Origin of the sequence: Tannerella forsythia 92A2 (assembly GCF_000238215.1) — a bacterium.
Classification (GTDB): Bacteria; Bacteroidota; Bacteroidia; order Bacteroidales; family Tannerellaceae; genus Tannerella; species Tannerella forsythia.
Map to the genome: position 1 here is coordinate 1,064,096 of NC_016610.1, position 24,029 is coordinate 1,088,124.

Sequence of the window (24,029 nt, forward strand, 5' to 3'; positions counted from 1 at the left end):
GATGAAAAAGATTCACTATATACCCGTACTTATTTCTTTCGGAATCGCAATCACGCTTTCCGGATGTTTCGATTTGGATAAATCTCCGGAAGGAATGCTCTCATCAGCCAACGCGTTGAGTTCGTCTTCCGAGATGCAGAAATACCTCAATCAGTTTTACGAAAGCGGCGTGAAAATCCATCCCGGAGGACTGGGTGCTGGCGGAATCGCTTTCGGCGATATGTGCAGTGACAATATGGTGGGTGCATCGCCTCAGGTACGGCTGTCGGGGTTGATGACTTTAAGTAACGCCTCAAACTTGTCGAATTACAATCATATTCGCAACCTCAACTTTATGCTTGCCAATGCGGGGAATAATAAAGAAGAGAGTGCAGAAAAGAGACAATGCCTTGGCGAAGCGTATTACTTCCGTGCATGGTATTACTTTCAGCTAGTCAGAGACTACGGCGATGTCGCATGGGTAGAAGACATGCTGGAGATGAGTGAGGCTAACGTGCCGCGCAATTCGAGGTTAGTGGTTGTCGATCACATTCTGGCCGATCTGAATCAAGCCATTGCCCATCTGAGCGAGCAAAATTCCAATGCTACGATGCGGGTACATCGCGACGTAGCCCGTGCACTTAAATCCGAAATCGCATTATTCGAAGCAACTTGGCAAAAATACCACAAAGCCAAAAACGATGCCTTCTACAGCAAAGAGGTGACGGATGACAAAATAAAGAATTATTTTGAACAGGCACGCGATGCCGCAAAAGCCATCATCGACCGGGGTGTGTGGGCGATTTATTCAACAGGCGATAAACCTTACCAGAATCTTTTTGTCACCCTTGATCTGTCAGCAAACAGGGAAGTGCTCTGGTGGAAGAAATACAACGCAGCCGAGAACATCGGACACAGTGTGACGCGCTACATTAACGAAGGAGGCGGACAAACCGGTATCTCCCGTTCGCTGATCGACGACTATCTGACCGCAGAAGGGAAAATCTTTACGGCCTCGGAGCGTGCCGTTGCACAAAAAACCTACGGGAACGAGCTGTCACCTTCCGTGCGCGATCCGCGTCTGTCACAAACTGTCTGTACACCCGGAACACAGATGAAACCTGACGGATTAGTCTATCAATTCCCGCCATTGCATGTAACGACATATCATCAGAACACAACGGGATATTCATTGCTTAAATTCAACGAATACAACACGTCCTATGCAGCCTCTGTGACGGGAGAACACAAAGCGCAGGCGCCTGCCATTCAGCGCCGGTATGCCGAAGTCTTGTTAATGTATGCCGAAGCATTGGCAGAACTGGACGGTGCCGCGAATGAACATCTGATCAAAGCAGCACTTAAACCTCTGCGTGACCGTGTGAAGATGCCCGAAATCGACTTCGATCGAGAATACAATACCGATCCGGCTTATCCGTTCCATCACCTGAATAAGTACATCCAAGTCGTTCGACGCGAACGGCGCATAGAACTGGCTTGTGAAGGCCTCCGTTTCGACGATATCCTTCGTTGGGCAGCAGCCGATGAACTGATTGTCGGGAAGCGTCCGTCAGGCGCTCTTTTCACGGGCAGTACCTTACAGGAGCAAAACACTTCCAACGGGTATTATAAAGGAGTTTTAGTCCCCGGAAAAAATATTCAGATCAACGATCAGGGATATATTGACCCGTACAAGGTCATATTACCTGCCGGATTCGGATTTAAGACAAACCGAGATTATCTGTTGCCAATTCAGGAACGCATGATAAGCCTTACCGAAGGACTATGGAAACAAAACCCGGGATGGTAAACAAAAAAAATAATCAAACAGTCAAAAACAGAAAAAAATGAAAAGAGTCATTTATATCATAGCTATCATTTGGGTAGGAATAGCGGTAATTCCCTCATGCGACAAAAATGAAGGAGCATATTATCCGGTTCCTTCTGCATTCTCGGTAACCCCTCAAACAGTACAGTCCGTATCGAAGGATGGCGGAAACATTGAGTTGGTCATTGCGGCCGGTAATTTAGGCTGGTGGGTTGAATCCTCAGCGACGTGGTGCAAGGTATCGAAGAAATATGGATCGGGAGACGGGAAAGTAACGCTGACTATCGACAAGAACAATTCCGGGACATCACGAAAAGCCGAAATCACCGTTTACCCGACATTTAAACAACCCTCCGTTCTGATTACCATCAATCAGCAGTAAGCTCATACTTGTGGAGTTGTTAACATTGCTGTCTGATAAAACTTTTTATTTCTTGTAAAAAGTTTTATCGGATAACAATGATTGTTATGTGTTAGTCAGCAAACAATCGAACCAATCAACAACCAAACGTCCGAAAGGTTTCCCTGACATTTTGTCGTTTTTTACGGCAAAGTTACGCTTTTTTCAGAGACGCAACTCTGCTTTCCGATCAATACATGTCTGTTTTCGGGACAACATCGGCTGATTTCAGGACAATGAAGTCTGATTTCAGTGCACGATCGAACTTCGATAAGCTCAGAAATGACCAATTTCAAGACAATCTTGTCTGCTTTTCATTCAGCCGTTTCTGATTTCGGTGCAAAGCCCGAATAAAAAACATCGCCGATGCCATTCGTTTATCCTCCGGTATCGATCAGTGGGGTATCAGTGAGGTTTTCGTTCGTGTGAAAGAGTTGCCTACACCTTTTGTCAATGTATATCTGGATGACAATCTCCTCTTATGGGTTGCAGCAATCCGTCGACTGCAAAAAACACAGTTGTATCTGAAACCGTAAAACTCGCGGCGCTCACTTGAACAGTCCGGATTGCTTCTGCTTCTTTCAGTTGTCTTTTTTCAAAGGGACTTCTTCAATCGGAGTGGCTTCTTTCCCGATCTTCTTAAATGCCTCAATCAGTTTTTCGGGATTCGTCTTCCGGGGATTATAAATCACCGTTACCTTCTGATTTTCGGAGTCGATTTTCAGGTTTTTCACGCCTTTCTCGTAAGCGATATTCTTTTTTTTAATGTTTTTGATGCAATTATCGCACATGATTTCTACGGCAAACGTCGTCTGCGCTTCCTTTTTCTTCGCCTCTTTCTGTGCTACCGCATCACTCCCGATCAGCAGCATCAAACAGCACATCATCCATTGAATTGTTTTTGTTTTCATTTTCATTTTTCTTCTTTTTATATGGTTAATACATGATTATAAATTCCACCGCAGACCACCGTAGATTTTCCGCCCATACACAGGTCCCCAGACCATGGTTGCATCGAAATCGTCTCTCCACGGATCGGATGAGGCAACGATCGGGTGCGGTTGCGTGAAGTCAAACAGGTTTTCCACCCCCACATACAACGGACAGCTTCTTAAACCGCTTCGTGATCTGCGCGCCGACGAGCGTATAAGCATCGTAGGTTTTCTCCCACAATGGGTTTTTTGCATCGGGAATCGGTAACGTGCCGGGCCCGTTGAACTGCGCCGTCGCATCGAACTGCCACCGGTAAACGGGCGTCCGATATCCGAGCGTAATCAGTCGCTACCGTACGCGACTGCAACAGATGCAACGTCGCACCCGCCGCTTTGTCAGCACCCTCAAAAAGCACCGTACCTTTCACGGTAAATTGGGCCATATATCCCACTACTCGTGATCAGCGCACAGAAAGTACATATATGCCTGAAAAACATATCAAATTATTATTTCAATGATGTTTGTTTCGTTTGTCTCTTTGCAAAGAAAGAAATTTTCTACGGGAAAATCGGGTATTAAATATTTTTTTGTACTTTTGTCCGACTTATAACTCATTAAAAAAGAGAACAGACATGATTACACAGCAATTGATAAACCCGCAATCTATCGCCGTTGTTGGCGGTTCGAATAACATCAACAAGCCGGGAGGGCAAATGGTAAAGAATATCCTGACCGGAGGATTTGCAGGGAAGCTCTACATCGTTAACCCCAAAGAGACAAAGATTCAAGGCATCAAAGTGACACCTTCCGTTCACGATCTTCCACAGGTGGATATGGGTGTATTGGCCGTTGCTTCATCATTTTGTAAAGAAACGGTCGATGTATTGGTACATCAGAAAGGAGCCAAAGCCATCATCATCATCTCATCAGGTTTCAGTGAAGAGACACCCGAGGGCGGGGTGATTGAAAAAGAAATCCAGCGCATCTGTTCGCAGGCGGGTGTCTCACTCATCGGCCCCAACTGCATAGGGCTGGCCAACCGTTATCATCACAGCGTATTCACAGCTCCTGTTCCGGAATTCCACCCAAATGGTGCCGATCTGATCTCGGCCTCCGGCGGCGTTGCTCTGTTTATCATGGAATGTGCTATCCCGAAGGGTCTTCGGTTCAATTCGATCTGGTCGGTAGGGAATGCCTCGCAAATCGGCATCGAAGCGGTTCTGGAGTATATGGACGAACATTTCAACCCGGAAGAAGACTCTAAGATCAAGTTATTATATATCGAAAACATCAAAGACCCTGATAAATTGCTTTATCATGCATCGTCCCTGATACGCAAGGGATGCAAGATTGCAGCCATTAAGAGCGGCTGCTCGGAAAGCGGCATGAGAGCGGCCTCATCCCACACGGGCGCTTTGGCATCGAGCGATTCGGCGGTGGAGGCATTATTCCGAAAAGCCGGTATTGTGCGTTGTTACAGCCGCGAAGAGCTGGCTACTGTAGCCTGTGTCTTCACCTTGAAAGATATCCATGGCAAGAATTTCGCTGTCGTTACCCATGCCGGTGGCCCGGCGGTGATTCTTACTGATGCCCTCTCGCGCGGTGGTTTGGGTGTTCCGGCCTATCAGGGCAAGAGGGCCGAAGAACTGAAATCACGCTTGTTGCCCGGCTCGTCCGTATCCAATCCGATCGATATCCTGGGAACAGGCTCTGCGGCCGATCTGGGGCTGGCCATCGACTATGCGGATCAGCATTTTCCCGAAACGGATGCCATCGCTACCATCTTCGGGAGCACAGGATTGGGAAAAATCTCGGATGCGTTGGAAATGATCCGCCAAAAGTCGGAAACATGCACTAAACCGGTGTTTCCTATTCTTCCGTCGATTGTCAATTCATCCAAAGAAGTCGAAGATTTTATTCGTGCAGGTGGGGTAAACTTCTCCGACGAAGTAGCCTTGGCAAGCGCCGTATCGCGTGTAGTGAATACGCCTAAACCGACGGCAGGACAAATCGAATTGCAGGGAGTCGATATCCCTCTGATCCGCCGCACGATCGACCGGATCGACGAGAACGGGTACCTGCAACCTTCCGACATGCAAATCCTGCTGAAGGCGGCGGGGTTGGCCATGGTCGAAGAATGTGTGTCGACAAGCGAGGAAGAAGTGTTGGCTTTCGCACGTCAGACAGGTTTTCCGGTTGTTGCCAAAGTAGTCGGCCCCGTACACAAAACCGATATCGGCGGAGTGGCGCTAAACATCAAAACGGAGGAACATCTTTCGTTGGAGTTCAGGCGTATGATGAAGTTGCCGGGTGTCAGAGCTGTGATGATTCAGCCCATGCTGAAAGGAACGGAGCTGTTTATCGGCGCCAAGTACGAAGACCGGTTCGGACATATCGTATTGTGCGGTCTGGGAGGTATCTTTGTGGAAGTACTGGGCGATGTGGCTTCGGGGCTCGCACCCCTCGAATACGAAGAAGCTTATTCGATGATCCGCTCGTTGAGAGCTTATAAGATATTCAAAGGCACCCGCGGACAGAAAGGCGTAAACGAACATCAATTTGCTGAATTTATCGTGCGCCTCTCTACTTTGCTTCGTTTCGCAACCGAGATCAAGGAGCTTGATCTTAATCCGCTGCTGGCTACGGAGAAAGGCATCATCGCAGTCGATGCACGTATCCGAGTAGAGAAATGAGCGGGAAACGGCAGATTCGGATCATTCACACTGCAGACTGGCACCTCGGACAACATTTCTTTGAATACGACCGCCGGACTGAACACGCACGTTTCCTGGCATGGCTCAAAAACGTGCTGAAAGACCGACAAGTTGACGTGCTGCTGATTGCGGGCGATGTGTTCGACAGTCCGAACCCGTCGGCCGACTCGCAAAAGATGTACTATACATTTCTGCGCGAAGTAACGCACGAAAATCCCGAACTGCAGATGATCATCATTGCCGGAAACCACGACTCGGCAGCACGTCTTGAGGCTCCCAGCCCATTGTTCGAGGAGATGCATATCGATGTGCGCGGCACGGTGCGACGGACGCCGGAAGGCGACATCGATTATGCCCGTCTGATCGTACCACTCAAAAAAGGAGGATCTTGCCTTGCCGTGCCCTACCTGCGGCAAGGCGACTATCCCGATGCGGAAAATTATTCGCAGGCTGTGCGGACGATGTACGAAAAGCTGTATGATCTCGTCCCTGATAAACATCTTCCGGTGATTGCCATGGGACATTTACAGGCGACCGGTTCGGAGATTTCGGAAAATGACCGTTCGGAACGCACCGTCATCGGAGGGTTGGAATGCGTCTCTCCCGATGCTTTCGGCCCCGGAATAACATATACCGCATTGGGTCACCTGCATCGCGCCCAGCGTGTTTCCGGACGCGAAAATGTGCGTTATGCGGGCGCTCCGATTCCCATGTCGTTCGCTGAAAAGAACAACAGACAAGGGGTCGTTTTTATCGAGATAGACGATACAGTCAAGATCGAACACATCGAGTTCGAAGATACGGTCAGGCTGATCACCCTTCCTCGCGAAGCCCGCGCTTTGCCCGAAGTACTGGAAGAGATCGGGCGGTTACCGGCAGGAGAAGCGGACGAACATTCTCCCTATCTGGAAATCAAGATACGGATCACGGAACCGGAGCCTTCCCTTCGGCACCAGATCGAAGAGGCACTGAAAGACAAGTCCGTCCGACTGACACGCATCGAAGCCGTAACGGCCGCGCGAAAAGATAGCGACCTTCTTTCCGGCCCGGAAGATTTGCAGACTATCGATCCGATGGATCTGGCCATGAACGTCTTTAAACGTCAATATGGCGATGAACCGATGCCTGAAGCCATGCAGAAACTTTTGCGACAGACCCTCCGAGAAGTCGAAGGATCGCTCTAACTGTATACCTCTCTCGGCTTTTTTACGTATGTTTGTAGATCCGAACGAAAAAAGAAAAAACAATGAAAATTCTGGCTATCCGAGGGAAAAATCTGGCCTCACTCGAAAAAGCTTTCGAAATCGATTTCACCGCAGAACCGCTCAAATCGGCCGGTATTTTTGCCATTACGGGAAGTACCGGATCGGGTAAGTCTACCCTGCTCGACGCCTTATGTCTGGCGTTGTTCGACCAGACGCCACGCACGAGCCATGCCTCAGAAAATATCCTGATCCGCGACGTGGGCGACAAGACTCTCAGTCAACGCGATTGTCGTAATATCCTGCGCCGTGGTACGAGCGAAGGCTATGCCGAAGTCGATTTCGTATCGCTCAGCCGAGAGACATTTCGGGCACGTTGGTCGGTCAAACGGGCTTATAACAAGGCCGAAGGATCGATGCAAAGCAGTGAGATACGCCTCCGCAATTTATCCACAGGACATGAAGAGCCGGGACGAAAGACGGAACTGCTCGCACGCATCGTCGATCTGATCGGGCTTACGTTCGATCAGTTTACCCGTTCGGTGTTGTTGGCACAAGGCGATTTCGCCACATTCCTCAAAGCGCGTCAGCCGGAGAAGGCTGAGCTGCTCGAGAAATTGACGGGCACGGATATCTATTCGCGCCTCTCGATCGCCATTTATGAGAAGTCAAAGAACGCCGGCGCGGAGCTGGAAGCCGTCACGCGGCACATTGAAAGTATCGAACGACTTTCGGAAGAGCAACGAAGGGCGTATGAGACGGAAAAGTCGGAGGTAACACACGAACTGACGGAACTGAAAAAGACGATCGACCGATTGACGGCACAGCTGAAATGGCAGACCGAACACACCCGTTTGTGCGACGAACAAAAACAGGCCGAACATCGTCTGGCGCAAGCCCGGCAAGCCATCGCGGAAGCACGTGAGCGTTACGACTACATCGTGCAAATCGACCGTGTACAGGAGATACGTGACACATTCAAACATCTGGAAAACCTCCGCCACACATTGTCCGAGTCACAGGCCGATCTGCAAACAGCCGTCCGCCGACAAGCCGAAAACGAGCCGTTGCTTACCGAAGCCATACACGCCGTAACCGACTGTGAGCAGGAACAAACGCAGCTCATGGATAAGCAACAGCAGATTGCCCCTCAAATCGTCCGCGCCCGCGAATTGGATGTCTTAATTTCAAAGGCGAAGAAAGACCTTGAAGAGGTCCGAAGAGAGCTTAAAGATGCTCAAGAAAGAAAAGTAAAAACCGAAGAGGACATCCGCTGCATACAGGAGACGCTGGCACAGACGCAAACAGAACTCATCACACGAGAGGAATGGTTTAAAACGCATCGCGACTTTGAGCTGATCGCCGCACGAATGGATCTCCTTCTCTCCCTGATTGCCGAAGCGCAGACCGTACACAAGCAAAAGCAACGTAACGAACAAACATTGGAGAGAAGTAAGCAAATCCTGTCCGACCGGGAGAAGAAAATGGAACGACTCAGGCAGGAGGCGGAACGGCTGAACAAGATGATGCCTGCCGAAATCGCGACGCTCCGCGCACAGCTGAAGGAAGGGATGCCTTGTCCGGTGTGCGGCAGCCTCCATCACCCGGTTGCAAGTCTCGCAGAGACGCAACGTATGAAAGAACAGGAGCTGGAACAGGCGAAGGCTGACAATGCCCGGCAAACGGAGGAGGTCACCAGTGATCTCGAAATACGCAAAGATGAGATCACGAAACTTTCCGCACTGATCGAGAATTACACGGCGCAGTATACGGCCACATACCGCAAGTTAGAGGAACATCTCATCACTCTCCCCGGCTGGCAAACCTTTTTCGAACGTGCTACACTGGCCGAACACCTGATCACCCGCAAGACGGAGTGGGACAATGCAAGCACAGCCCTGACCGAAGCGCAGGAACAACTCAAACGACTCAAAATCGATCTTGAGAACGGGCGGGTGCGCATACAGGAGACCGACCGAATATGGAAAGTCACGACCGGGAAGAATGAACACTGTCGGAACATATTGGAACAATGGCAGGCCGAACGACAAACTGTGCTGCGCGGGAAACCGGCCGATGCTGCCGAGAAATACTTTACCGACAACTTGTCTCTTATCACATCGAAAATAAAAAAACTGAATGAGAAAAGAAACCTGCTGTCGGCCGAGCAGAAAAGCCTGAGCGATCACATCGCCCAACGCCGGCAAGACTTGGCTAAGTTCGTTGCCGAAGAGGAAACGCTACAAAAAGCCGTCGAAACATGGATGGCCGGAAAAGATGGCATCACCCGCGAACGCCTCCCGGAGCTGCTCTCGAAAAGTAATGCGTGGATTCAGGCTGAAAAAAAGGCGCTGAACTCCCTGACTGAAGCTGAGACAACCGCCCGCGCCACCTTAGCCGAACGAAATAAGAACCTGACATTGCATTACGAGTCCAATGACCGGCCGACAGATCAGAACACCACGAACGAAGCGCTGCAAGCCTGTCTGCAAGAGAGAAAGCTGCAGACCGAAGAACGTACCCGGCGACAGACCGAACTCGAAGTAGTACTGACTACAAACGCTCGTAACGAAAAGCAGGTTGAAACATTGGAGAAAGAACGGCAGGCGAAATATACACACGCCGAGAACTGGCAAAAGTTGAATACCCTGCTCGGATCGGCCTCCGGCAATAAGTTCAAAGAGATCGCTCAGGGATATACCCTCGACACGCTACTCGGCTACGCGAACAGGCATCTTCGGGAACTCACGTCGCGCTATAAGCTGCAACGAGTACCCGGATCACTCGCTCTGCAAGTCGTCGATCTCGATATGCTCAACGAGGTACGCACGGTACACTCGCTCTCGGGGGGCGAATCGTTCCTGATCTCGCTCGCACTTGCCCTCGGCCTCTCATCCCTGTCGTCGAATCGCATGAACGTGGAGTCCCTCTTTATCGACGAAGGATTCGGATCGCTGGACAACGACACGCTGGGTGTCGCTATGGATGCACTTGAACGTTTACAGACCCAAGGACGCAAGATCGGCGTTATCTCACATGTCTCGGAGATGACCGAACGCATCGCCGTACGGATCAGCCTCACAAAAACATCGAACGGAAAAAGTGAGATCAAGATCAGAGCAACCGAACCGAAAGGTTAAACAAGCGCTCTTTTGTGCCTTTTAAAACATTTTTTTCAGAAAAAAATTGTTTTCTTTCACGAAAGCCTATATATTTGCTCACTGATACAAAAAATAATCATTTAATAAAAAAACACAGAACTCATGGAGAAGCCTTATGTAATTGGAATTGATATAGGGGGTACGAATACCGTATTCGGCGTAGTAGATGCCCGAGGAACCATTTTGTATAGCGGTTCGATTAAGACAGGGCATTATGATGACATTAACGACTATGTAAAAGCCCTTGGCGACGGGTTACAGAATGTGATCAACTCGGCCGGAGGCAAAGACAAGATCAAAGGCATCGGGGTAGGAGCGCCTAACGGCAACTATTTCAACGGTTGCATTGAATTTGCACCCAACTTACCGTGGAAAGGAAAAATTCCTTTGGCACAGATGATCAGCGATCAGACGGGAGGCATTCCGGTCACTTTGACAAACGACGCCAATGCGGCGGCTATCGGTGAGATGACGTATGGTGCGGCTCGCGGTTTGAAAGATTTTATCGTCATCACACTGGGTACAGGCGTGGGCAGCGGAATCGTCATCGGCGGCAATCTGGTATACGGTCACGACGGGTTTGCCGGTGAGTTGGGACACGTGATCGTGCGCCGCGAGAACGGGCGTCTGTGCGGATGCGGCCGTCACGGGTGTTTAGAGGCCTATGCTTCGGCCACAGGTGTAGCCCGTACGGCTTGCGAACTGCTGATGACACGTACCGAAGAGAGCCTGTTACGTGAGTTGGAACCGGACAAAATCACCTCAAAAGATGTGTATGATGCGGCTGTTAAAGGCGACAAACTCTCCCAAGAAATCTTCGAAACAACCGGAGCAATTTTAGGGGAAGCCTTTGCCGACTTCGTGGCTTTCTCAAGCCCGGAAGCAATCATTCTTTTCGGCGGCCTGACGAAAGCGGGACAGCTTCTTATGGAGCCGGTGAAACGCTCTATGGAAGCTCATATGCTGAAGGTATTCCAAAACAAGACCCGTCTGCTGTTCTCACAGCTGAAAGAAAGCGATGCCGCCGTATTAGGCGCCAGCGCACTCGGCTGGGAAGTGAAAGAAGAGCTATAGAAGTACCTTTATATTTATCCCAAAGAGGGGGTGCCAAAACGCAATGTTGGGTACACCCTCCTTTTTCTTTTTTAGCCTATGAAAATACTCTCGGATATCATTGCCACACTCTTGAAGTGCCCGGACCAAAAAGAATCTTTTGTGATCTGCTTTCGCTTATTTCTTCAGGAACAAGTCCATCATTTCACGGGCTGCGACAAACGAGCTGACCTCGTTGTTCAGCACCTGTTTTTCGATGACGGGCAGCCGCTCCTCTATGCGCGGATGATGATAGAACGCATCGTTCAGCATGTCGTGGATGCTTTCGTACATCCAATATTTGGCTTGCTCGTTACGTTTCCGATCAAAATAGCCATTCGCCTTCGTAAACGCCATATATTCCTCGATCATATTCCAGACTTCCTCTATGCCCAGATTGTAATATCCCGAATATGTCAACACCTTAGGGAACCATCCCGAAGCGGCAGGCGGAAAAAGATGAAGTGCGTTGCGGAAGTGTCCGGCCGCCATCTTGGCGCGTTCGATATTATCCCCGTCGGCTTTATTGATTACGATTCCGTCCGCCATCTCCATAATGCCTCGCTTGATCCCTTGAAGCTCATCGCCCGTACCGGCCAACTGAATAAGCAGAAAAAAGTCGACCATCGAATGTACGGCCGTTTCGCTCTGTCCGACACCGACCGTCTCGACGAAGACGGTATCAAATCCGGCCGCTTCGCAGAGGATAATCGTTTCGCGTGTTTTACGGGCTACTCCTCCCAACGAGCCGGCTGTAGGAGAAGGACGAATAAACGCGTTACGCTCACGCGAGAGCAGCTCCATGCGCGTCTTATCGCCGAGGATACTCCCTTTCGAGCGCTCGCTACTGGGGTCAATCGCCAGCACCGCCAGCTTATGTCCCCTGCGTACCATGTACATCCCGAATGCATCGATCGACGTACTTTTTCCGGCACCGGGCACCCCCGTAATCCCGACGCGGACAGACTGCCCTGTATGAGGCAAGCATTTCTCGATAATCTCCTGCGCCTGTTGCTGGTGTTCGTGCCGGGAGCTCTCGACCAGCGTCACCGCCTGACTAAGCACCGAGGTATCTCCGCGCAAGATGCCTTCGACAAACTCATGCGTCGTGAACGAGCGCGTTCGTTTACGCATTTGCTGCAGATAAGGGCTGACAGTCGGTGCAACCGCCACCCCACTTGTCACTTTCAGTCCTTTATATTTTTCGTCGTTTTCGGGATGATCCATTGCTTTATCTATCGTTTAAAAAGCAAGAGGGAAATCGTTTCATCTCCCTCTTGCACCATCATTCAATTCTTTTTTATTCTGCTGTGATTTTCACTTGACGAACCGGTCCTCGAGGATCGTTGCAGACCACATAAAGCATGGTCTCCATCGGCGCCATCACTTCTTTAGGCCGAATAAGGAGTGTCAAGGTGACTGACTCACCGGGGCCAAGCATCTTGCGGTTGAATCCGGTAACGTGTACCCGCCGGTCGTCGCACGATACGCTATGCAGTTCGAGCAGCTCTTTGCCTTCGTTCGTAAGGGTCACCTGCTTCGAGGCTCGCTTGCTACCGATACCGAAGAGTCCACCTCGCTTCATTCGCCCGAACTCCAAAAGGGTTGTCGAGAGCTTGATACCTGCACCATACGTTTTCTGCATGGGCGAAAGCGTGCTGAAATCATCGATAAAGTTGACGGAAACAGGGATTTCATGCGAGACCGTTTCTCCGGAGGCGGCGCTACGCGCCATCCATGTAAACCCGCCAAGCATCCGTCCTTTCGTCGTAACTTTCGTACCGTCAACGGTTACTTTCAACCGTTCGGCCTTACCGGGTGCCAATTCGGCAGGAGCTTCTACTTGAACATATGCCGGCATCTGAACGAACGAAAGTGTTTGATTGGCATCGGAAAAGTTACGAATCCATATCTCCTGCGTCGCAATCTCTTTCGGACGGATGGTATGGAACATAAATGTTTTACTCTCTAACTGCACCGTTCCGATCGTATCCTGATATACGACCGACAATTCACTCGGTTTGGGTATTACTTCGCCCGTAATGGAGAGACGCTTCCTCCCTCCTTTCGCATTCGTGTAGACAGTGATATGCTTTTTAAACGGACCCGGACGGTTCTTCGCCGAATAGGTGATCACCACATCGCCTACTTCACCCGGAGCGATCGGATCGGCCGTCCATTCCGGCTCGGCACATCCGCAGGAAGACTGCACATGCGAGATGATCAACGGTGCCTTGCCGGTATTCGTAATCTGAAAGATATGGGTATAGTAATTCTGCTCCTCATCAATCTTACCAAAATCGTATGTCCACGTGTCGGGCGTAAACTCGGGCTCTCCGGCCACAGCAGTCCCCGGCACAGCGTGCACATCTCCCTTGACCGTAAGGACAAGCGGAGCTTCCGAACCGTTACTGAAAACCTGTACCTCATGTTTGAAAGTTCCGGATTGCCCCACAGGGTTATACGTCACTTCAAGTTGTGCCGTCCGACCCGGCTCCACCGTTTTCTCCGACCATTCGACAACGATACAACGACACGAAGAAGAAATACGAATCAGTTCCAAGGTCGCCACGCCTTCGTTCTTGATCGCAAAGACATGCTTCACCGACCCATTTGCGCTTTCAATCCGGCCGAAGTCATGAACGGTTTCGGGTATAACAATTTTAGCCTCTTCCCGGGCAAACAAACATGGCACCGAAAAGAGGCAGAAAAATAGGAATATACCGACTACGCAGATTCTTCCGCTCATCGATTCATGAGTTCTTCTGTACGACATTTCCGCGGATCGTCAGGACATAATTCCCATCAGCCTTGCCGTTGCTGTACACGGAAATCGTTTTAACAAATTTACCCGGGCGGCCGGCCGGATTATATGTGACCTTGATTTCGCCCGTTTTTCCCGGAGCAATCGGTTCTTTCGTCCAGTCAGGCGTCGTACATCCGCAAGAAGCCACAACGCGAGAGATGACCAACGGCATTTCTCCGTTATTCATCACCGTGAAAACGTGACTTGCAGGACCTGACGTCTCAACGATATCTCCAAAATCATACGTTGCACTGCCGGTTACCGTAATCGAAGCACTTTTTTCCTGTGCGCGAACTACACCTGCCGTCATCATCAAGATGGCTGCTAAGACAAATAAGATACGTTTCATTTTCACTATGCTTTTATAAGTTAATAACGCAGCAAAGGTAATATATTTATCAGGAACAAGATGCGGCATGGGGTTATTTTTTTCGAACGTACGTTAAAAAACTGTGCGGGTAAGGATTTTTTTCGTCTGTCGGCACATCTGTTCGGGATACTTCTTCCCACACTTTCGGATCGACGGGTGGAAAAAACGTGTCAGCCTCCGGAAAGGTATGATGCACAAGCGTAAGATAGAGTTTATCGGCTACCTCCAACGCCTGTTTGTAAACATTTCCTCCGCCGATGACAAAAACTTCCTCCTCCTCTTCGGTATCCATAAGCGCACCCCATAACGTATTATACACCAAACAATTATTAAAATGAGCGCCCCATTCGGTTGTAAGAACCATATTCCGGCGATTGGGCAAGGCGCCATGGGGCAAAGACTCGAACGTTCGCCGCCCCATGACGACGGTATGCCCGACGGTCAGTTCACGAAAATGTTTCATATCGTTCGGGAGACGCCAGAGCAAGCTGTTGTCTTTGCCTATCGCTCCGCGTTGGTCTGTGGCTACTATAATCGATATCATTGGGGTTTTGGCGTTAGGAAGTTATACGGAAACCGTTCCCGGAATATGCGGGTGAGGATCATATCCGAGCAGTTCGAAGTCTTCATAGCGGAAGTCGAAGATGTTACGTACTTCCGGATTGAGTTTCATTTGCGGGAGGGGACGAGGATCGCGCGTCAACTGCAGTTTCACCTGCTCGAGATGATTGTGATAGATATGCGCATCGCCAAGGGTATGGATGAACTCACCGGTTTTGAGACCGGTAACATGTGCAACCATCTGGAGCAACAGCGCATAAGAGGCGATGTTGAACGGTACCCCAAGGAATATGTCTGCACTTCGTTGGTAGAGTTGGAGGCTGAGCCGCCCCTGGGCAACGTAGAACTGAAAAAAAGCATGGCAGGGTGGCAGGCTCATGTTTCGCAAATCCCCGACATTCCATGCGCTGACGATGATGCGGCGCGAATCCGGATGGTGGCGGATCATGTCGATCGCCTCACTGATCTGATCGATCGTCCCACCTTCATAGTCAGCCCACGAGCGCCACTGATGGCCGTAGACAGGCCCCAGATTACCTTCCGCATCCGCCCATTCGTTCCAGATACGTACGCCATGTTCTTGCAGGTAACGTACATTCGTGTCGCCTTTCAAAAACCATAACAACTCGTATAAGATTGATTTGAGATGCAGTTTCTTGGTTGTAAGCAGCGGGAATCCTTCCCTCAGATCGAATCGCATCTGATACCCGAATACGCTCGTCGTTCCCGTCCCTGTACGGTCTTCCCTTGCCGTACCGGAACGGAGCACATGCCTTAGCAAATCTACATATTGCTTCATAAACAGGTTTTTTACCTTTTAAACCTCGCAAAAGTAAGCAAAAAAGTCGACTTTATGCACCTCTCCGCTTCGAAAAACATGCAGACCTTCCGGACATCATCATAATAAGGAATTAACCATGATCCGGCTCATCCGTATCATTGGCGATGCCCAGACGGTCAATCACATAGAAGAGTCCGCCGAGGAATATGCCCGTGAGTGTAGCCAGACACATGCCCGTCAGCTTCACATTGCCGATCCGGATATAGACGCCCGACAGTCCGACGACGAAGACGAGTGCCGTCATTGCAAGGTTACGTCCTTTGGCATAGTTCACCTTGCGGTCTACCATCAAGCGGATGCCCGAGGCACCGATCATCCCGTAGAGCAGGAAGCTGATACCGCCCATCACCGGGGCGGGGATAGAATTGATGAGCGCCGATGCCGGGGCGAAGAACGCCAGCAGGATGGAAAAGACAGCCGCTCCGCCGATCACCCGGACACTGAATACTTTCGTGATGGCCATCACGCCGATATTTTCGCCGTATGTTGTCGTCGGCACAGAACCAAAGCATCCAGAGAGGACTGTCGAAACCCCATCGGAGAAAAGCGTGCGATGCAATCCCGGGTCCTTCAGCAGGTCACGTCCAACGATCTCACTCGTCACGACCTGATGTCCGATATGTTCGGAGATCACCACCAAAGAAGCCGGAATAACGATAAAGATCGCTTCCGGACTGAATCGGGGGAACACGAAATTCGGCCATGCAAACAGCCCGGCCTGCATCACTCCCGAAAAGTCGACCAGCCCGGCGAAGAACGCGACAAGGTAGCCCGAAACGATGGCGATCAGAATCGATATGGCGGCGGCGAAGCCACGGAACAGCACTTGTCCCAGCACGGCAACGGCAATTGTCACCACAAAAACGACGACAAACAGGGGGTTGATTCCGGTGTACGTCTCGCTCGGTACAAGTCCGCCGTTTTGTGCGGCCGTTCCGGCCAGTTCGAGCCCGATAAGCGCCACCACAGGCCCCATGGCGGCGGGTGGCAACACGGTATCGATCCATTTCGTACCCGCAAATTTGATAAGGATCGCCACGGCACAGAAGATCAGTCCGGTGACGACGAACCCGCCTAAAGCATAAGGATAGCCGAAGTCGGGATTACTGATAAGTAGCAGAGTGGGAGAAATAAAAGCAAAACTCGAACCAAGGTAAGCAGGCGATTTCCCTTTCGTTATGACAATAAAGATCAGCGTACCGATTCCGTTCATCAACAGCACAATGGCTGCGTTGATACCAAAGAGCCACGGCACTAATACCGAGGCGCTGAACATGGCAAACGTATGTTGAATACTTAGCGGGATACCTTTGAGTAAAGGCACTCGCTCCTCTACCTGAATGATTCTTCCAGCCATAAAGGCATCTTGTGTTGCGGTGGAATTATTTGGTTCCGAAAATACGGTCGCCAGCATCGCCGAGGCCCGGCAGAATATAAGCGTTGTCGTTCAGGCGCTCATCGAGCGAAGCCGTATAGATATCCACGTCGGGATGATCGGTCTGCACACGCCGTATTCCTTCGGGGGCAGCCACGAGGCACATCAGGCGGATGTTCGTACAACCTTTCTCTTTCAGCATCTTGATCGCGTCGGACGCGCTTCCTCCCGTAGCCAGCATCGGATCGGTGATGATGACCATGCGGTGGTCGATGTCTTCGGGCAGTTTGCAGTAGTAGAAAACGGGGTTGTGCGTTTCGTGATCGCGGTAGAGACCGATATGTCCGACCTTGGCCACCGGAAGAAGGTTCAACAACCCGTCGACCAAGCCCAACCCGGCGCGCAGGATCGGCACGATGGCCAGTTTTTTGCCCGATATTTCATACGCCTTTGTGCGCATCATAGGTGTCTCGATTTCGATCTCGGTCAGCGGAAGATCGCGAGTCACCTCATAGCCCATCAACATGGCGATCTCTTTGAGCAGATCGCGAAAATCTTTTGCACCCGTGTTGATATCCCGTATTCTCGTCAACTTATGCTGAATCATGGGATGATCGATAATATGCAGCTTGCTCATGTTTGTATCGTTTTTTGAAAACTGAGGCAAAGGTACGATTTTTTTTCATTCCCCATCGTGCGTTACGTATGGAATCGTGTCCTATCCGTGTGCTTCGAGCCAGTTTTTTCCGGTGCCGCAATCGGCAACGAGCGGCACACGCAGTTGCATAACACCCTCCATCTCTCGCAGCACGATTTCGCGTACACGATCAAGTTCATCGTGACACACGTTGAAGTTCAATTCGTCATGTACCTGAAGGATCATCTTGCTCCGTAGCCCTTCCTCCTCAAACCAGTGAAAAATCCGTACCATGGCCATTTTGATGATGTCGGCAGCGCTGCCCTGTATCGGCGCATTGATCGCGTTGCGTTCAGCGTACCCGCGCACCACGGCATTGTGTGAATGGATGTCGGGGAGGAAACGTTTCCTTCCGCATATCGTGGTGACGTAGCCACGTTCCTTAGCCAAGCGGACGCTCTCGTCCATGTAGGCGCGCACATCGGGATACGTTTTGAAATAGCCTTCGATGAGCTCTTTCGCTTCGGCGCGCCCGATGTTCAGCCGTTCGGCCAGTCCAAACACCGAGATGCCGTAGATGATGCCGAAGTTGGCTGTTTTGGCCTTGCGACGCATCTCGGAGGTCACCTCCTCGTCCGCTACGCCATAGATTTTTGCGGCAGTGGCCGAATGAATGTCGGCGCCGCTGCAGAACGCTTCGATCATGTGCTTGTCACCGCTCAGATGGGCCATGATACGCAACTCGATCTGCGAATAATCGGCCGAGAAGAACAGTCCGTCAGCCTGATCGGCAATAAAAGCTTTGCGAATGTCGCGCCCCAGCGCTTCGCGGATGGGGATGTTTTGCAGGTTCGGGTTCGACGAGCTAAGCCGACCAGTCGAGGCGACCGTCTGATTGAACGAAGTATGGATTTTGCCCGTCTCGGGATTGATCAGCTCGGGCAAGGCGTCGATATACGTGCTCAGCAGCTTTTTCAGGCCGCGGTAGTCAAGGAGTTTCCCGACGATCGGATGACGGTTACGCAGTTTCTCCAGAATACTTTCGTTCGTACTGTAACTGCCGATCTTTGTCTTTTTCGCTTTCTCTTCAATATGGAGGCGGTCGAATAAAATCTCTCCGACCTGCTTGGCCGAATTGATATTAAACGCCGTTCCGGCCAGTTCATGGATTTCCTTTTCCAATCGACCGAGCGCTTCGGTAAGTTCCTCGGACGATTGCTTCAAGGCTTTCGTGTCGAGAGTGACACCGCTCAGCTCCATATCGGCCAGTACATAGATCAGCGGCATCTCGATATCGCGGAACAGCACATCGAACCCGCCGTCCGAGAGTTGCGGAGCGAAGAGGTTCTTCAGGCGCAGCGTGACATCGGCGTCCTCGGCAGCATATTCGCTGACCTTCTCCACCGGTACGTCGCGCATCGACAACTGTCCTTTACCGCGTGCGCCGATCAGGTGCTCGATCGGAATCGGACGATAACGCAGATACGTCTCGGCCAGATAGTCCATGTTGTGCCGCAACTCGGGATTGAGCAAGTAATGGGCGATCATCGTATCGAACAGGGGGCCTGCTACCTGTATGCCGTAACGCCTGAGCATCAACAGGTCGAACTTGATATTTTGCCCCACCTTCTCGATAGCGGGATGCTGCAAGGCCTCGGCAAACGGAGCGATGATCCGCTTCGTTTCCTCCATATCGGCAGGCAAAGGCACGTACCATGCTTCGTATTCGCGGACGGCGAACGACATCCCGACAAGGTGTGCCGTCAACGGATTGATACCGTCCGTTTCCGTGTCGAATGCGAACGACGGTTGAGAGAAGAGCAGTTGTGCCAGATTGTTTCGTTGTTCCTCCGTATCGGCCGTGAAGTATGCGTGGGGCGTAGTCGTCAGATCGGCCAGATCGGAGGCCCTTGCTTCTTCCGATCCCGGCGACATGCCTATCGGCGATCTTTGCCCTGCATCGTTACCGAAGAGGGAGAGCTGTTGCATGGCAGGAGCACCTTTCTCGGTGTGTTCTGCTGCAGAGACATCGTTCAGTTTCTTTAGAAAAGAACGAAACTCCAGTTCGATGTAAAGTTCGCGAAGATGCTCCCTGTCGACCTCTTTACGTATGCAGGTCGCTGCATCGAAAGAGATCGGAACGTCAGTGACGATCGTGGCCAGGAACTTCGAGAAACGGATTTGTTCCGCATTTTGTTCTATTTTCGTTTTCAAGGCACCTTTCAGCCGGTCAGTGCCTGCCAGTAACGCCTCGACGGACCCGAACTCGGCGAGTAATTTTTGCGCGGTCTTTTCGCCTACACCCGGACAGCCGGGAATGTTATCTGAACTGTCACCCATCAGCCCGAGCAGATCAATCATTTGCCCGACGGATGTCAGACCGTACTTCGTCAGCACTTCGGGCACTCCTAATGTTTCATAATCGCCTCCGAATTTCGGGCGATACTGGAAGATATGCTCCGAGACAAGCTGCCCGTAATCCTTGTCGGACGTCATCATCAACACCTTGAACCCTTCCTGTTCGGCCTGCTTGGCAATTGTACCGATGACATCGTCCGCCTCGTAATGCGGCATCTCCAACACCGGAATACGGTATGCCGCGATGATTTTGCGAATGTAAGGGATGGCAATGCGGATATCTTCAGGCGTTTCTTCCCGCTGCGCTTTGTAGGCTTCATAAGCCTCGTGACGAAACGTCGGACCGGGCGGATCGAAACCGAAAGCGATATGCGTCGGGGTCTCGCGCCGAAGGACATCTTCGAGCGTATTGATGAAACCGAAGGTTGCCGACGTGTTCATCCCTTTCGAGTTCATTCGGGGGGTTTTGATGAAAGCGTAATAAGAACGGTAAATGAGCGCGTAAGCGTCGATTAAAAGCAATTTCATAAGAAGTATGCCGTTTTTGGGGGGTAAATGTACGAAAAAACTTTTTCAGTCGGCACTTTTTCTTACTTTTGCATTCGGAAAGCAGGATTTATGATAGATAAAAGAGACATAGAAAAACCTGTCGCGGAGGAGTTCGGAATCTTCCGCGAGAGATTTACGGAAGCGCTTCACAGTGATGTCACGACCATACGCAAAGCCATCGAAACGGTATATCACTCGAACGGCAAGCACATCCGCCCACTTCTGGTGTTGCTGACAGCCAGGGCCTGCGGGGATGTCACACCGGACTCGATCCATGCAGCCGTGTTTCTCGAATTATTACATACGGCGTCACTTCTTCACGATGATGTGGTGGATGACACCCGTCAGCGGCGGGGACTTCCCTCAATCAATGCCCTCTTCGACAATCGGGTGGCTGTCCTGGTGGGTGATTTTATTCTCTCCGAAGCGCTCGTGCGGGCGGCACAGACGGAACAGATGCAGATCGTTTCGATCATTGCATCGCTCAGCCGTCAAATGGCCGAAGGCGAAATTAAGCAACTCGAGAATGCGAAAGAGCAGATATTGAAAGAGAATGACTACCTGATCGCGATTGAAAAGAAAACCTCCATGTTACTCTCGGCATGTACCGAGATCGGTGCGATCACGGCGAAAGCAACCTCGGAGATACAATGCCGATGCCGGGAATTCGGGCGGCTGCTCGGCTATTGTTTCCAGATACGCGACGACATTTTCGACTACTTCGATGACCCCACCGTCGGCAAGCCCAGCGGCAACGACATCCGCGAAGGGAAAGTGACCCTGCCCCTGCTTTACGCCCTCGAATCGACGGACGAATCGACGAAAGTACCTTACCTGGACATGCTCCGCAAGCGAGACTTTTCGCCCGAAAATATCGCGACACTGATCGGCTTCGCGAAAGAGCACGGAGGGGTCGAATATGCCATGTCACGTATGGTTTACTATAAAGAAAAAGCGACGAATATCATCTGTTCATTGCCCCACAACGAAGCGCGTGACAGCCTGTTACTCCTCGCCGACTATGTGATTGAACGCAAGAAATAATTCCTCGCGAAAAGGCCCCCTCCTTTTTCACGAATAATCTTCATCGGATATGTATGACCCGTTCTGAACCGTTTCTACCTCCGATGTTTGCGCACCGGCTTGGGGAGACGGCGTACCGGACGCATAAGAAAAAGAGCGATACAGAGTCCGATGACAAATCCGGCAAAATCGATCCAGACATCGTGCAACGAAGGTCCGCGACCGCGACCGAAGAGTTGGATGGTCTCGTCGCAGACAGCCGTGAACAGTCCTGCAAATAACGGCCACGAGATATGCGGCATCAGACTCCGGGTGTACACACGCAATGTCAAAGTAAGGAAAAGCCCGAGCAGCATAAATTCGGTCAAGTGCGCAAGTTTCCGTACGGCATACACCGTGAACCGATAATCAATCCCCAGATAGCCGATCAGCCGGTTCAGCCACTCGGTAACCATAACGCTGCGCAGTCCGGATGCTTCGCCACCCTGTAGCGAGTTCGTAAAGATAAAAACCGTTACTCCGACCGTCAATAACGTATATACCCAGCGAAACAACTGTCTATGCTTACTATTCTTATTCATCACTCAATAAAAAACAGCCGCAAAGAAAAGAAATAAAAACGACCGGGTGAAATGATTTTCTTTAAGAAGTCGTAAAATGCGATGAAGAAAACGTGCCGGCAGCGAAACAATGAACCCAGATTCCGCGATAGAAAAAATCTTATCTTTGCATTTTATAATTTCTAATGCGTAGCGATAGACACAAAGCCGGTATGAAGTTTGAGTTATCCTTTACCAATAAAGAGATTACGCCTTGGGGCGGAATGGTATTTTTGAAGCAAATGTTAGACAAAATCGGGTTTAAAGAACAGGTGTTTTCTTGCCATTCTTTACCTACCCAAAACTCTAATCGTGCTTATGATGTGGACGTAATTTTAGAGTCTTTTATAACCAGTATTTGGTGTGGTGCCAACCGCTTTTTGCATACCGAGGTTACTCGGGCAGATAAGGCATTGGGACACATCTTCGGTTGGAAACATACCCCTGCACAAGACGTTTACAAGCGATATTTTTCCAAATTCAATGCCAAAACCAATTTGGAAGTTGCTCGTCATTTCTTTAGTTGGTTTTTCAAGAGTTTGAATATTAACTTTTTTACACTCGATATTGACTCTTCGGTAATTACTCGTTATGGGGAACAGGATGGCGCTACAAAAGGCTATAATCCTAAGAAAAAGGGCAGAAAAAGTCATCATCCCCTCATTGCATTTGTCAACGATATAAAAATGGTTGCCAATTTTTGGCTTCGTAGCGGAAACACGAATGCTTCCCATAATTTCATTGGTTTTTTGGAAGAGACTTTAGCCATGTTTGGCAACAAAAAAGTCGGCTTGGTACGACTTGACAGCGGTTTTTGCCAGGGAAATATATTTGACTGTTTGGAGGAAAAATCTTTACCTTACATTGTTGCAGCCCGATTTACACACCCCATTCAACACCTGATAGACAAACAGGATTTTTGGGTAAAAGTAGATGACGGTATAGAGATTTGCGACAAAACCTATCAGGCACAATCTTGGCAAAAACCAAGAAGAATCGTTATTGTAAGGCAAAAAATAGAGAAAAGACCTCAAGCGGGCGGAAAACAGTTGAGCCTTTTCCCCGAAGATGAAATCCATCGTAATTACCGATACTCTGCCTATTTTACGAATCAAACCTGCTCAATGGTCGATGTTTGGAGAACCTACCGTATGCGGGGAGATGCTGAGAACAGAATAAAAGAGTTGAAGCAGGATTTTGGGGCTGAAAGTTTTAATCTAAAAGACTTTTATGCAACCGAAGCTGCCTTGATTTTTTCGATGACAGCCTACAATTTAATGTCTCTGTTCCGTCTATTTGTTCTTCAAGAAAAAACGCAAAAAACACTATCTACACTGCGTTACAGAACCTTTGCTATAGGGGCATATTTTGAAAGGACCGGCGATACGCTCAAACTAAAAATAGCACTTACTAAAAAACGACGAAAATGGTTCATCGGACTATGGGATTACCCCATAAATCTGAACCAAAAAATTCCTATTGCGTAATCTGGGATGAAAAGAAATGCACTTTTTCTTACGATTTTTTCGTAACACAAACAATATATGTAATGAGATAGCGTTATGTTGTCAGCAGATTTTTATATCTTTGCGGCCGAATAT

Annotated in this window: 19 protein-coding genes; 8 read left to right on the forward strand and 11 right to left on the reverse strand. The window is 50.1% G+C overall.

Features of this window, described 5'->3' with window-relative positions:
- Window position 1 precedes the first annotated feature (1 nt).
- Both BFO_RS04300 and BFO_RS04305 read left to right on the forward strand, forming a co-directional pair.
- Window positions 2-1,789: a RagB/SusD family nutrient uptake outer membrane protein gene (locus tag BFO_RS04300; protein ID WP_014224402.1), complete on the forward strand. Its 1,788-nt coding sequence runs from the start codon at window positions 2-4 to the stop codon at window positions 1,787-1,789.
- 37 nt (window positions 1,790-1,826) lie between these two features.
- The gene (locus BFO_RS04305; protein WP_014224403.1) at window positions 1,827-2,189 is read left to right on the forward strand and encodes a BACON domain-containing protein; all 363 of its coding nucleotides are present in this window, start codon (window positions 1,827-1,829) and stop codon (window positions 2,187-2,189) included.
- Window positions 2,190-2,788: 599 nt separating this feature from the next.
- Here BFO_RS04305 and BFO_RS04310 read toward each other — a convergent pair.
- Window positions 2,789-3,118 (reverse strand): heavy-metal-associated domain-containing protein, encoded by a 330-nt coding sequence (locus BFO_RS04310; protein ID WP_041591116.1) that lies wholly within the window; start codon window positions 3,116-3,118, stop codon window positions 2,789-2,791.
- A gap of 36 nt (window positions 3,119-3,154) precedes the next feature.
- The gene (locus BFO_RS15515) at window positions 3,155-3,361 is read right to left on the reverse strand and encodes a hypothetical protein (RefSeq protein ID WP_141729104.1); all 207 of its coding nucleotides are present in this window, start codon (window positions 3,359-3,361) and stop codon (window positions 3,155-3,157) included.
- A 411-nt stretch (window positions 3,362-3,772) separates the two neighbouring features.
- On the opposite strand from BFO_RS15515, the gene BFO_RS04320 reads away from it, so the two are divergent.
- From BFO_RS04320 to BFO_RS04335, 4 genes are all read left to right on the forward strand, one after another.
- Window positions 3,773-5,833, forward strand: a complete 2,061-nt coding sequence (locus BFO_RS04320; RefSeq protein WP_014224407.1) for an acetate--CoA ligase family protein — start codon at window positions 3,773-3,775, stop codon at window positions 5,831-5,833.
- A 14-nt stretch (window positions 5,834-5,847) separates the two neighbouring features.
- Window positions 5,848-7,038: an exonuclease SbcCD subunit D gene (locus BFO_RS04325; RefSeq protein ID WP_080561841.1), complete on the forward strand. Its 1,191-nt coding sequence runs from the start codon at window positions 5,848-5,850 to the stop codon at window positions 7,036-7,038.
- 62 nt (window positions 7,039-7,100) lie between these two features.
- Window positions 7,101-10,196 (forward strand): AAA family ATPase, encoded by a 3,096-nt coding sequence (locus tag BFO_RS04330; RefSeq protein ID WP_014224409.1) that lies wholly within the window; start codon window positions 7,101-7,103, stop codon window positions 10,194-10,196.
- A gap of 123 nt (window positions 10,197-10,319) precedes the next feature.
- The gene (locus tag BFO_RS04335; RefSeq protein WP_014224410.1) at window positions 10,320-11,291 is read left to right on the forward strand and encodes an ROK family protein; all 972 of its coding nucleotides are present in this window, start codon (window positions 10,320-10,322) and stop codon (window positions 11,289-11,291) included.
- Window positions 11,292-11,447: 156 nt separating this feature from the next.
- On the opposite strand, the gene meaB is transcribed toward BFO_RS04335, so the two are convergent.
- From meaB to polA, 8 genes are all read right to left on the reverse strand, one after another.
- Entirely contained in the window at window positions 11,448-12,536 is a 1,089-nt protein-coding gene (gene meaB, locus BFO_RS04340) for a methylmalonyl Co-A mutase-associated GTPase MeaB (RefSeq protein ID WP_014224411.1), read from the reverse strand.
- A gap of 73 nt (window positions 12,537-12,609) precedes the next feature.
- Entirely contained in the window at window positions 12,610-14,058 is a 1,449-nt protein-coding gene (locus tag BFO_RS04345) for a DUF1573 domain-containing protein (RefSeq protein WP_167536501.1), read from the reverse strand.
- 4 nt (window positions 14,059-14,062) lie between these two features.
- Window positions 14,063-14,464: a DUF1573 domain-containing protein gene (locus BFO_RS04350; protein ID WP_041591118.1), complete on the reverse strand. Its 402-nt coding sequence runs from the start codon at window positions 14,462-14,464 to the stop codon at window positions 14,063-14,065.
- A gap of 73 nt (window positions 14,465-14,537) precedes the next feature.
- Complete coding sequence (locus BFO_RS04355; RefSeq protein WP_014224415.1) at window positions 14,538-15,029, reverse strand: dihydrofolate reductase; 492 nt, start codon at window positions 15,027-15,029, stop codon at window positions 14,538-14,540.
- Between the two features lie 21 nt (window positions 15,030-15,050).
- The gene (locus tag BFO_RS04360) at window positions 15,051-15,845 is read right to left on the reverse strand and encodes a thymidylate synthase (protein WP_014224416.1); all 795 of its coding nucleotides are present in this window, start codon (window positions 15,843-15,845) and stop codon (window positions 15,051-15,053) included.
- 112 nt (window positions 15,846-15,957) lie between these two features.
- Window positions 15,958-17,244, reverse strand: coding sequence for a uracil permease (uraA, locus tag BFO_RS04365; RefSeq protein WP_014224418.1), 1,287 nt, complete (start codon window positions 17,242-17,244; stop codon window positions 15,958-15,960).
- A 25-nt stretch (window positions 17,245-17,269) separates the two neighbouring features.
- Window positions 17,270-17,899, reverse strand: a complete 630-nt coding sequence (gene upp / locus BFO_RS04370; RefSeq protein WP_014224419.1) for a uracil phosphoribosyltransferase — start codon at window positions 17,897-17,899, stop codon at window positions 17,270-17,272.
- Window positions 17,900-17,980: 81 nt separating this feature from the next.
- Window positions 17,981-20,785, reverse strand: a complete 2,805-nt coding sequence (gene polA, locus BFO_RS04375; RefSeq protein ID WP_014224420.1) for a DNA polymerase I — start codon at window positions 20,783-20,785, stop codon at window positions 17,981-17,983.
- Between the two features lie 90 nt (window positions 20,786-20,875).
- Here polA and BFO_RS04380 point away from each other — a divergent pair, with 90 nt between their 5' ends.
- Complete coding sequence (locus BFO_RS04380) at window positions 20,876-21,850, forward strand: polyprenyl synthetase family protein (RefSeq protein WP_041591119.1); 975 nt, start codon at window positions 20,876-20,878, stop codon at window positions 21,848-21,850.
- A gap of 74 nt (window positions 21,851-21,924) precedes the next feature.
- On the opposite strand, the gene BFO_RS04385 is transcribed toward BFO_RS04380, so the two are convergent.
- Complete coding sequence (locus BFO_RS04385; protein WP_046472578.1) at window positions 21,925-22,410, reverse strand: VanZ family protein; 486 nt, start codon at window positions 22,408-22,410, stop codon at window positions 21,925-21,927.
- Between the two features lie 164 nt (window positions 22,411-22,574).
- Here BFO_RS04385 and BFO_RS04390 point away from each other — a divergent pair, with 164 nt between their 5' ends.
- On the forward strand, window positions 22,575-23,915 hold the full coding sequence (locus tag BFO_RS04390) for an IS1380 family transposase (RefSeq protein WP_014223539.1): 1,341 nt from the start codon (window positions 22,575-22,577) through the stop codon (window positions 23,913-23,915).
- Window positions 23,916-24,029: the final 114 nt, after the last annotated feature.